Genomic DNA, 11134 nt, shown 5'->3' with positions numbered 1-11134 from the left:
TATAAACCTCCCGGCCCGCCACCCAAATCCATGCTTCGGAGGTACCCGTGACGACGCATCACACGCTGCACGACCTGACCCGGTCAACCGTGCCGCTGGCTCCGCCCGGACCGGCCGCCGCTCCACTTGGGAGGGGCGGTGCTCCGGCTCCGCACCGGAGGGGGGAAGATGCCGGGATGAACGAGACGCTGACGGGTGACCAGACCATGGGCCAGGGGGTGGCCGTGGCCGGGGCCACTCCGGTGACGACCGGGGCCGCTCCGGCCACACGGCCGGGCGCTCCGGCCCGACCGGAGGCCGCTCCGCCCCCGCCGCGCAAGGGCGGCCCGGGTCGGCCGGGGGTGCCCGGCCAGAAGGTGGCCGTGGCCCCGGCCACCGGCCAGGCGGCCCCGGCCGCGGTGGCCGCCCCCCAGGCCGGGAACACGGTGGCTCGCCGCGGTGCCCGATGGCTCGCGGCGGCGGCCCTGATCGGCATGATCCCGGTCACGATCATCGGGTTCGCCGCCTCGTACAGCACCCTGGCCGAGATGGCTGAGGCGGCCGGGTTCGCCCCGTGGCTGGCACCGTGGATCCCCGTCGGCATCGACGGCGCGATCATCGGATTCCTCGCGCTGGACCTCTACCTGACGGGCCGCCGTATCCCATGGCCGCTCCTGCGGTTCGGCGCCCACGCCATGACCGCCGCCACCGTGGTCATCAACGCCGCCGGCGGCACCGTCGTGAACGCGGCCGCCGAAGGCGCGCAGGTGGCAGGCCCCGTCCGCGTCCTGTGGCACGCCCTGATGCCGGTCCTGTTCGTCGTCGGGGTGGAGGGCGCTCGCCGCCTGATCGTCCACGCCGCGCAGCTCGAGGACGGCACAGCCAGCGATCGGGTCCCGCTGCACCGATGGGTCCTCTCCCCGATCCGGACGAGCCGGCTCTACCGGCGGATGCGGCTGGCCGTGGTGCGCAGCTACCCGGAGATGGTGGAACGTGAACAGGCGCTGGAGGGATACCGGGTGTGGCTCACCCAGGAGCTGGACGGGGACCTGTCGAAGGCGACCGAGGTGCAGCTGCTGCCAATGACGATGGCACCCCGCGGCTACACCGTGGAGGAGGCCCTGGCCCTCCCGGCGAAGTGGAAGGCCGAGGCGGCGGAGCGGGCCCGCGCCGAGGCGGAGCGCGAGCGCGTGGAGGCGGAGCGGCTGCGCCGTCAGGCCAAGGAAGACCGGCTGCGGGAGCTGGAGGACGTCTCCGACATCAAGGTCGCCGAGCACCAGCAGGCGGTCCGGACGGAGACTGCGGCCGCGAACGCGGAGGCCGCGAAGGCGGAGGCGGAGTCGGCCGCGCAGGCGGCCAAGGTGGCGGCGGAGCACCGCCGCAGGGCGGCGGAGCGGCAGTCCCTGGCGGAGGCCGAGGCGCTCGAATCGGCCGAGGCGGCGGCCGCTCGCAGGAAGGCGTCCGAAGACAAGGCGGAGGCGGAGCGGGCCGAGGCGGAGGCGGAGCAACAGCGCGCGGAGAAGGAGAAGGCAGCGGCCGAGGTGGCACGGCAGCGGGCGGCGGCCGCGCGTCACGCGGAGACCGAGGCGCGGGCCAACGCCGACAAGCAGGCTGCCGAGCGGGCTGCCGCCGAGGCCGAGCGGGCGGCCGAGGCTGCCCGGTACGAGACGGCCATGGTCGAGGCGCGCGCTCAGCAGGCCGAGGACTATGCCCGGCTGACCCCGCGTGAGCGCTCCGAGCGGCAGGTGGCCCGGATGATCCTTGCCGCCGGGGGGGACCCTGAGGCGGTACCCCTCAGCACGATCATGGACGTGCTGAACGTGAAGCAGACCGCCGCCGGCGACATCCGGAAGGCGGCCGTGGACAAGCTGGACGACGGCTACCGGCCGACCAAGCTGGAGACCCTGCTGGACGCCCGGGCCTGACCCGGCGCACGGCGGCGAGGCGGCACCGAACGCAGTTGGCGCCCACCGTCGTCCACCGCGTCAGGTCTGCCCGCCCCACCACCGCTTGCGGGTCTCGGACTCCGCCTCGCCCGGGTCGCCCTGGGCCTGGCCGGGCACAGCCGGGCCGCCCGGCGGGGCGAGCGCAGGCCGCTCCGGGGCGGGAGCCAGGGCTGCCACCGCCCGCTGCAGATCCGCAATGTGCTCACCGCGCGCCACGAGCTCGCGGCGCAGGTGCTCGGCCTCGGCCTCCGCCAGCTTCTGCCCGTACCGGGCCTCGGCCAGCGCAAGGGCGTGCTCCGCGTTCAACCGAGCCAGCTCCGCCCGCAGAACGGCCGCGTCCTGACCCTCGCCGTCGGACGGAGCGGCAGGGCCGGCGGGAGCCGGGGCGGCATGGTCCGGCGGCGTGGGTGCGTTGAGTCGGAAGCCTGCGGCCAGCAGGTCGTCCACCGGGACCATCCAGCCGCGCTTCGGGTCCTCGAAGGAACCGGGCAGGTCACCCGCCTCACGGCGGCGGCGGATCGTGGAGCGGCTGACGCCGCACGCGGCGGCGGCCTCCCGCTGGGTCAGCATCGGGCGCGTCATGTGCACATCCTCTCCGGCCACGCCGCCCCCTGACACCACCACCCCCACCCCGCCTGTCGGACCGGCCGCGAAACTGTCCCGCAGGTGGGCTGCTGATCCACTCCCAGGCACCGCTTGCCGGGGACAGGGCAGCAAATGAAACGCACAGGCCCAGGAGCGGCGGAGCCCAGCACCGCCACACCGCCATCCGCCCAGGCGGAGAGGGACATGCCCCTCTCGCCCCGATGGGGTCAGCTGAACAGGGCCACCCACAGCTGGGCGGTGCTGTCGTGACTGCTGACGGAGGCAAGGAGGGTTCCGTCGGGGGAGAACGCCACCGAGGAGACGGCCCCGGTGTGTCCGGTGAGGGGAGCACAGACGGGTCGACGGCTGCTGGGGTCCCACAGCCGGACGGTCTCGTCGGCGCCGGCGGTGGCGAGGAGGCGGCCGTCGGGAGAGAACGCCACCGCGAAGACGGTGTCGGCGTGTCCGGTGAGGGGGTCGCCGATGGGCTGGCGGGTGACCGGATCCCACAACCGAACCGTGCCATCCCTGCCAGCGGTGGCGAGGAGGCGGCCGTCGGGGGAGAACGCCACCGCGTAGACGGTGCCGGTGTGTCCGGTGAAGGGGTCGCCGATGGGCCGGCGGGTGACCGGATCCCACAACCGGACGAGGCCCACACCGTCAGCGGTGGCGAGGAGGCGGCCGTCGGGGGAGAACGCCACCGCGTACGCCGTGCCAGCGTGTCCGGTGAGGGGGTCGCCGACGGTCCGGCGGGTGACCGGATCCCACAGCCGAACCGTGCCATCCCTGCCAGCGGTGGCGAGGAGGCGGCCGTCGGGGGAGAACGCCACCGCGAAGACGGTGTCGGCGTGTCCGGTGAGGGGGTCGCCGACGGTCCCGCCGATGACCGGATCCCACAACCGAACCGTGCCATCCCTGCCGGCGGTGACGAGGACGGTGCCGTCAGGAGAAAAGGCTACAGCGGTGGCCGGGCTGCCAGTTTCGAGAGCAGGCAGCATCACAGGATGCCCCCGGCGTACGGCGTGCAACACGGCCCGCTCCGCGAGTGAAACAGTCGGTAACACTGGCAGTGGCCGCACTTCATGCTCGTACAGCCGTACCCTGCCAGCAAGGTCGGCGGTGACAAGAAGGCGGCCGTCGGGGGAGAACGCCACCGCGTAGACCGTGCTGGTGTGGCCGGTGAGGGGTTCGCCGACGGGATGGCGGGTCACCGGGTCCCACAATCGGACAGTCTGGTCTCTGCCGGCGGTGGCGAGGAGGCGGCCGTCGGGGGAGAACGCCACCGCGTAGACCGTGCTGGTGTGGCCGGTGAGGGGTTCGCCGACGGGATGGCGGGTCATTACCGGGTCCCACAATCGGACCGTGCCGTCGACGCCGGCGGTGGCGAGGAGGCGGCCGTCGGGGGAGAACGCCACCGCAGAGACCGCGCTGGTGTGGTCGCCCACGGGCCGGCCGGTGACCAGATCCCACACCCGAATGGCGCCGTCTCTGCCGGCGGTGGCGAGGAGGCGGCCGTCGGGGGAGAACGCCACCACGGAGACCATGCCGGTGTGCCCGGTGAGGGGGTTACCGCCGGGTCGGCCGGTGACCAGATCCCACACCCGAATGGCGCCGTCTCTGCCGGCGGTGGCGAGGAGGCGGCCGTCGGGGGAGAACGCCACCGCGGAGACCGCGGCGTTGTGTCCGGTGAAGGGGTCGCCCACGGGCCGGCCGGTGACCGCGTCCCACACCCGAACGAGGCCGCTGCTGTCGGCAGCGCCGAGAAGACAGCCGTCGGGAGAGAACGCCACTGCGGAGACCGCCATGCCGTGGTCGAAGGAGGATCGGTACCTGACCTTCGGCCCAGGTTCCAGCGAGTCCAGGACGGGGACGGGCAGCTCCAGCTCTCTGCCAGTCGGATCGGTCACGGAAGGAGCCAGTGATTCCTCGCTCTGAATGATCTGGATGTCGGAACCGTGCGATGACAGTGCTGCGGCTTTCCGGCGGCGTACCTGCTTCGCCGTGGCGATGCCCGTCCATCGTTCGTGCCACTCGTCCAACTCGGGATCCCCGTACGCCGGCGGATCACAATCTCTGCCGAACCTGTCCCACGACAAAAGGGTCCGCACAAGCCACATCAACTTGTCCTGACCCAGAAATCTGCCGCCGAAGGCGGTGCTCTGCGTAGCGGGCGGCAAGGACACCTTCTCGTCGGCGAACAGCTTCTTGGCACGGGCTTCGATCACCCTCAACGACGGATCACCCCGCTGCACCTTCAGGCGCCTCAGACACTGCGCCTGCTCCTGCAACAGCTCCTCGTACGTCCCCACGCCGCCCGCCGCCCCGCTCTGCTCCGCCATCCCCGCCAACCCCCACTGCTCTGTGGCAAGCCACGCTAGAGGCCCTGGGGCGGGACAACACCGAACTTTCCGGAACAACCCCGAACAGTGATGAGCGAGCGAAGGCCGTTCGGTCACACACGGCCGCTGTACGGCGATGCCAGACAGCTGATCAGGATTCTCCAACGTTGTTCGACATGCCCAGTTCACAGCCCCGAGGGCCGCACATTCTATGCATGACCACACATCAGAACCCGCAGTCCCCCGCCGCGCCACCGCACGAGTCCAACACCCAGCCGTTTCTGTCCCTGCACACCACCGTCGTACTGCTCACCGCCCTCGTGATCGGCTTGGTCATCGGCGGCCTTACCTTCCTCACAGGAGCTTCCGCAGCCGCCGCCGTCATTGCCGGACTGACCAGCGCCGGCGCCAGCACCACCGTCCTGCGCAGCCTCATCCGATAAAGGTCGGTCGTCGTCGCCTCAGCCCTCGCAGGCGCGCTCGACGACCTTGCTCCGCCGTGGTCCACCTCCACGTGGACCAGATCGTGATCCGCCGCCCCGCACCCCAGAACTGACCACCGTCAGCAGCACAACCAGGCGCCCGGGACCACCCTCTACGAGCGGCGGGCCGGGGCCTTTTGTACGAGGGGGCGTGGGCATAGAGGTCCGGCCCCGCCCCGGATCCACGCGGTCGGGCTGCACTGCCGGGCAGCCGACAGAAGCAAGCCGGAAAGGAACCATGTAAGTGAACGCCAACCTGTCCGTCCCCGGGGGAGGCGACGGCCCGCGCCTGTCCGTGCCGCTCCTGTGGTGGCCCGCCGACGGCGCGGGCCGCACAGAACGACGCGTGGACGAGCCCTCCGGGAGCACCCATGCCCTGGCCAGGCCGGAGTCCCATGTCCACGCGAAGGAACGTCGGAGCACCAGCTCACCATGACGCTCACCTCGCCGGACCCGAGACCGGCGAGCACGACAGCCTCACCCATCACGCGGAACGCCAGCACGTATAGACCCACCCCAAGACCGCTGGCACCACGGCCCTCGGAATGCCCGTTCCTCCCGGCGCGCCCCGTCCCACACCGCCAGGGGCCTACCGCATTGCACCGCCCGGAAGTTGAATTCCGATCGGGCACGCGTACCGCCCAACCGAGAACCGGAGCACCATGCCTCGGTAGTCTTCGGCCGTAAAACCCTCAGGCGGAAGGAAGAAACATGGGCACGCGGATCGCCTCTTACAGTGAGAAGGGAGGAGTTGGGAAGTCGGCGACTGCCGCTGGCCTGGTTGCTGCGGCCAGAAGGCGCCGCCTCACCGGCACCCCTGGCGCTGTGGTCGCCGCCGACCTCGACCCGCGAGGCACCCTGACGGCAGAGCTCGGCATCAAGGCACCCGACTTCACCATGAACGACCTGCTCGCGATGGATCCGAAGGGCGAGCGCGGGCTGGCTACCGAGGCTCTGACCGACGCCTCCGAGGACTGGTCCGGCGTCCGAGTCATCGCAGCCGAGCGTGCCCTCGCCAACCGCGAGGCTGACCAGTCCACTGGTTTCGAGTTCCGGCTCCGCCACGCCCTCGAAGGAGTCCTGGACGAAGACGACGACCTCATCTTCGACCTGCCTCCACGTGCCGGCGGCAAGCTCGTCACCGCCGCGCTCCTCGCCGCGACCCATGTTGTCATCCCCGCAACCCTCAACGAGGACGGCCGAATCGGCGCGAAGGAGGCGATGGAAACCATCGCGATCATCCGCGACAGTTACGGCTACGACCTCAAGGTCGTCGCCATCGTCCCCTCTATCGTCCCGGGCGGAAGGACCACCCTCGCGGACGCCATAGGGAAACATCTCGCCGACACCTACGGAGACCTCTACCGCGACGACCTCGCCATCCCCCGGCACACCCTCCGCGAGCAGACCCGCTACGCCTGCGTTCCGGTGACCAGCCAGACCGGCAGGGAAGCCTCGGCCCTCGCCCACGCCTACGACGGCATTCTCACCGCAGCAGGAGCCACCAAGTGAGCAGCAAGCTCGTCAAGGCCGGAAACGCCCGGATCGAGGAGGAGCGCAAGAACAAGCTCGCCAAAGCCCCCGACGCCCACCTCGATCCAGCGGTCCCCGCCGAACGCCAGCACGCCCCCATCACCATGGCTGGCTTCCCTGACATCTCCAACACGGAGATGGCCGCGTTCGACCCCAGCGACATCCAAGGGACTCCCGCCGAGCGGATCCAGCAGTTCGACGCGCTCCTCGAAAAGGAGGGGGCTCGTGCCGTCCGCTTCAAGGTCCGGTACGACATGGTCCTCGGGCTGATCCTCGCCGAGGTCAACAAGACCGAGATCTACACCGCACACCACCAGACCTTCGAGGAATACGCCGAGACCCGCGGCGTCTCCCGCCCCCGCGCCTACGCCCTCATCGACGCCGCACCCGTCCTGCGTATCCTGCTGTCTTCAATTGAAGACATCCCGACCCTGAGGCCCGCGGTCAGCCAAGCCATCACCCTGGTCGACGCATACAAGGCGGACGGAGAAGTCGGAGTCCGGCGCGTACTCGCCCAGGCCGCAGAGATGGTGCGGGAGGCGGCCGAGCGTGAAGCCGGAGAGAAGGCTCGTAAGGCCGCCGAGAAAGCGAAGGCCGACGCCCATGCGGCCGCGAAGGAGGCCGCCGAGGGTACGGGTGAGGAGTTCACCGTAGCCCCGGAGCCGGTTACTGACGCAGACATCGCCGCAGAGCTCGCCCGGCGCGGAGCCGTCCGCAGCGCGCCCATTACCGCAGCCTCGATCGAGGTCGCCTCCATCGCGCTCGGCTACACGGAGGCCCCGCAGAAGCCGGAACCCGGCAAGGCTCTCGCGACTGCCGCGACCCACCTCGGCGCCGCCTACAAGGCCGTCGCGCCGCGCACCGTGGAGGCTTTGGCCAAGGAGGACCCGGAGAAGGCGCGTCAACTCCTCGATGCGGCGGAAGCTGAACTCCGCAAGGTCGAGCGCCGCATTGCCGACGGTCGCAGGGCGGTCGACAAGAGTGCCCCCACCCTCCCTTCTCCCCGAGCGGAGGATTCTGCCGAAGACGTCACCGACCCTGACCTCGTCGAGGACGGGACCGGCGCACCGGCCAGCACCTGACTCCCACCCTGCAGCACGGTGACGCCCTCCTCCATGAGGCCGTTACCGTGCCGGCGATGTCTCCAGTTGGAGACATCGCAAATCGCGCTCCTGCAGAAGGCTCAGCGTTTGACGCGTCCTCGGACGGCAAGGGCGGCGAAACCGGACAAGATCAGCTCGGTGAATGCGAGGCCATCTCGATGACCGCCGCGCCGCCCGGGAGACCACAACCTTGCTCCCTCGACCCGCTCACTTGACCATCGCGCCACGCCCAGCCACAGACGTCGTTGGGCACCGGCGAAGACCCCGATCTCATGCCCGGTGCCAGGGCGCTCCGCCTGGTCCCAGCCGCCCCGCACTGCCACCTGTGCCCGGACGAAGACCAGGAATTCCCCGCGGGGTCGCCCTGTGCGAGTGCTGCCATTCCGGCCGGCCCAGCCGGGGGAAGACGGACATGGGACCTCCGACCTCGCATGGCGGATAGTGGAGCGATACGCCACGACCCTGCTCGCCGCGCACGAAGAACGCTGCTGGCTCCCCCACCAGGGCGAGCAGGAGTTCGCCGCCGGCCACACGCGGATCCCTGGATCGAGGAGCTGGTACGGGCCGCCGTACGCGACGCGGACGACACCGTCTACACCGGGAAGCTGGTACAGCCCTGGAGGGTGGAAGCGTCTACCTGCTGCTGCTCCATGTCGCCCCCAAGCCCCCCCGCACGGCATTCGCTCAGGAGGCTGGTCGACGTCCTTGCCGCAGTAGTGGAGCACCCCCGGAGATGGCACCCCGGGGACGCCACCTGACCCTCTGAGAAAGCGACTACCTTGCAATCGACTCCGGGCTTACGGTTCGAGCCCTTCTAGCCAGGCCATCATGTCCAGGGACCGTTGCAGGGCTGCTCCGAAGAGGTCGGGGTTCGCTTCGGCCAGGGAGCGGCGAATTGTGACGGTCTCCTGGGCGGCGGTCAGGCCCTCGTCGCGCCGCCCCACCGCACCCAGGTCGACGGAGAGATTGTTGAGGGCCATGGCGAGGTCGGGCAGGTGGGCGTCGGGGTTCGCCTCGGCCAGGGGACGGTAGTGACCGACGGCCTCCTGGGCGGCGGCCAGGCCTTCCCCGCGCCGCCCCACCGCACCCAGGCGGTTGGAGAGATTGTTGAGGGCGCTGGCGAGGTCGGGCAGGTGGGCGTCGGGGTTCGCCTCCGCCAGGGAGCGGCGGATTGTGACGGCCTCCTGGGCGGCGGCCAGGCCTTCCCCGCGCCGCCCCACCGCACCCAGGCGGTTGGAGAGATTGTTGAGGGCCATGGCGAGGTCCGGCAGGTAGGCGTCGGGGTTCGCCTCCGCCGGGGAGCGGTAGTGACCGACGGTTTCCTGGGCGGCGGCCAGGCCCTCGTCGCGCCGCCCCACCGCACCCAGGTCGACGGAGAGATTGTTGAGGGCGCCGGCGAGGTCGGGCAGGTGGGCGTCGGGGTTCGCCTCGGCCAGGGAGCGGTAACGGCGGGTGATGGTGGTGGCGAGGCGGGCGGCGGTGGTGGCGAGGCGGTGGCTGGTGCGGGGGAATCGGCTTGACAGTGCGTCGAGGTCGTCGAGGGTGGTTGCCGGGTCGGTGGTGATGGTGTCGAGGGCGGTGGTCAGGGGGGTGGGGTAGTCGCTGCGGGTGGCGACGGTGACGATGTGCGGGCTGAGTGGCCGGTGGTGGCGGATACAGAAGCTGGTGAGGTGGGTGTCGAGCCTGCCTCGGAAAGTGAGATGGGCGGCGGCGCGGCTGTATACGGTGAGGAGTTGTTCGGCCTGGGTGCCGCTGGCTCCGACGAGGAGGTGGTCGGCGAAGTGCGGGTCGGCGTCGAGGGTGCGGCCTGTGTGGCGTTCGGCGAGGCGGTCGGGTTGCAGCGCGCCCCACGGTGGACCGTTCTGCGAGCTGGTGGCGGGGTAGAGGGTGGCGAGCCAGGCGGTGACCTGGTTGCGGCGATCGCGGGGCTGGTCCGCGAGCGCGGGCAGACGCCGCCACAGGAGGTCGGCGTGTTCACGGTCGGCGGCACCGGTGAGGTGGGCTGCTGCGAGCGCGGTCTTCAGCGTGTCCATACCCAGGCCGGGGGTGAGGCCGCGGGCCGTGGCGCTGCCCTGCCAGTACCGGGCTTCGTGGCCGAGCAGCCGGTCCTCGACGTCCTGTGCGTTTTCTTCTCCGCCGGTGCTGTCCGCGGGTTCGGTTCGTGCGGTGTCGAGGAGGTCGGCGAGGGCTGTCATGTGGAGGGTGAGTGCGTTGCCGTAGGCGTCGTTTTCGCCGAGGTGCGGTGGTGGCCGCAGGGCTGTGGCGGCCGCGGTCCAGTCGTGGCTGGCGAGGCCTGGGACAGACGGGAGTGCGGTGGCGAGGGCGCGGGCGGCGTCACGGTAGTGGCCGACGCGCCGGTCGGGCTTGTCCTCCAGGGGGGTGAGGAGGTTGGTGCGGGCGGTGGTGAGGTGGTCCTCGGACTGGCGGGTGGCGCTGGCAGCCTGCTGCCACCAGTCGCCGGCGGTGCGGGCCAGGAGCAGGAGCTTGAACGGGCTGGTGCCGGGGTGTTCGTCGGCGGCTTCGACGAGGGCGGTGAGCTGGTCGGGGCGGGTCTCGGCGTAGTCGAGGACGACCAGCAGCGGCTTCGCCGCCCGCCGGACTTCCAGCAGCTGGTCGGGGCGGGCGCCGGCGCGCGGCCACAGCACTGTCCAGCCTTGGGCCGTGAGCAGGTGGGTGAGGTGGTGGGCGAGGCGGGTCTTGCCCTGCCCGCCCGGGCCGTGCAGCAGCCACGCCCCGAATCCGCTCTGGCCGCACCACGTCTCTAGTTGGGCGAGGAGGTCCTTGCGGCCGTGGAAGGGGACCGTCTGACGTCCGGCCTCCAGCAGGGCCGCCGGTGTCACCGGGGCCGGCCGAGCGGCGGGCCGGGCGGTGGGGTCGGCGAGGTCCTGGAACTCCACCGCCTCCAGCCCGACCTGCGGGCCGCCGCCATGATCGGCCAAAGCCGTACGGAAGGCGGGATCGTGGTGGAGCACGTAAGACGGGACGACGTTAAGCCGGCTGTGGTCGGAGTGCTGGCGGTCGGAGGCGACGATGCCGGTCAGGTAGCGGTCGCAGAACAGCGCCGCCCCAGAAAGGCCCGACCACGGCGAGGTCCCGTCGCTCGGCCACCCGGCGGCAGGGTTGCGCAGGTCCATGACGTATTGGTTGCCGACGAAGCCGCTGCCGGG

7 protein-coding genes are annotated in these 11134 nt (G+C 71.1%); 4 read left to right on the top strand and 3 right to left on the bottom strand.

Translation table 11 applies throughout. The features are described from left to right. Positions 1-176: 176 nt before the first annotated feature. Positions 177-1904: a DUF2637 domain-containing protein gene (locus ACWGIU_RS16415; RefSeq protein ID WP_453706374.1), complete on the top strand. Its 1728-nt coding sequence runs from the start codon at positions 177-179 to the stop codon at positions 1902-1904. A gap of 60 nt (positions 1905-1964) precedes the next feature. On the opposite strand, the gene ACWGIU_RS16410 is transcribed toward ACWGIU_RS16415, so the two are convergent. Together ACWGIU_RS16410 and ACWGIU_RS16405 are read right to left on the bottom strand one after the other, a co-directional pair. Further along, positions 1965-2507: a helix-turn-helix transcriptional regulator gene (locus ACWGIU_RS16410; protein WP_453706372.1), complete on the bottom strand. Its 543-nt coding sequence runs from the start codon at positions 2505-2507 to the stop codon at positions 1965-1967. A 230-nt stretch (positions 2508-2737) separates the two neighbouring features. After that, positions 2738-4849, bottom strand: coding sequence for a hypothetical protein (locus tag ACWGIU_RS16405; RefSeq protein ID WP_453706370.1), 2112 nt, complete (start codon positions 4847-4849; stop codon positions 2738-2740). 215 nt (positions 4850-5064) lie between these two features. Between ACWGIU_RS16405 and ACWGIU_RS16400 the strand changes: the two genes are divergently transcribed. The 3 genes from ACWGIU_RS16400 (at position 5065) to ACWGIU_RS16390 (ending at position 7946) form a co-directional block, all read left to right on the top strand. After that, entirely contained in the window at positions 5065-5292 is a 228-nt protein-coding gene (locus tag ACWGIU_RS16400) for a hypothetical protein (protein WP_453706368.1), read from the top strand. A 750-nt stretch (positions 5293-6042) separates the two neighbouring features. Beyond that, positions 6043-6843: a ParA family protein gene (locus ACWGIU_RS16395; RefSeq protein ID WP_453706366.1), complete on the top strand. Its 801-nt coding sequence runs from the start codon at positions 6043-6045 to the stop codon at positions 6841-6843. Further along, entirely contained in the window at positions 6840-7946 is a 1107-nt protein-coding gene (locus ACWGIU_RS16390) for a hypothetical protein (protein WP_453706364.1), read from the top strand. Before ACWGIU_RS16395 ends, ACWGIU_RS16390 begins: the two co-directional genes overlap by 4 nt. Positions 7947-8764: 818 nt before the next feature. Here the strand turns inward: ACWGIU_RS16390 and ACWGIU_RS16385 are convergent. After that, positions 8765-11134 (bottom strand): tetratricopeptide repeat protein (locus ACWGIU_RS16385; protein ID WP_453706362.1); only part of this gene is annotated, 2370 nt, incomplete at its 5' end.

The sequence above is a fragment of the Streptomyces sp. NPDC054840 genome (genome assembly GCF_053611065.1).
The sequence above is the reverse complement of the archived record's forward strand: the minus strand, read 5'-3'. Positions and strand labels throughout refer to the sequence as shown.